The following is a 204-nucleotide window of genomic DNA, read 5'->3' on the forward strand; positions in this document are numbered from 1 at the left end:
TCGGCGCCTCGCTCCAGGCCGGTGTCCTCAAGGGTGAGGTCAAGGACGTCCTGCTCCTCGACGTGACCCCGCTGTCCCTCGGTATCGAGACCAAGGGCGGCATCATGACCAAGCTGATCGAGCGCAACACCACGATCCCGACCAAGCGGTCCGAGATCTTCACCACGGCCGAGGACAACCAGCCGTCCGTGCAGATCCAGGTCT

1 protein-coding gene is annotated in these 204 nt (G+C 64.2%); it reads left to right on the forward strand.

Annotated elements, in window-relative coordinates:
- On the forward strand, positions 1–204 hold a 204-nt coding region (locus tag ADL25_RS23365), incomplete at both ends, for an Hsp70 family protein (RefSeq protein ID WP_159044980.1).

Origin of the sequence: Streptomyces sp. NRRL F-5122 (assembly GCF_001507435.1) — a bacterium.
GTDB lineage: Bacteria > Actinomycetota > Actinomycetes > Streptomycetales > Streptomycetaceae > Streptomyces > Streptomyces lannensis.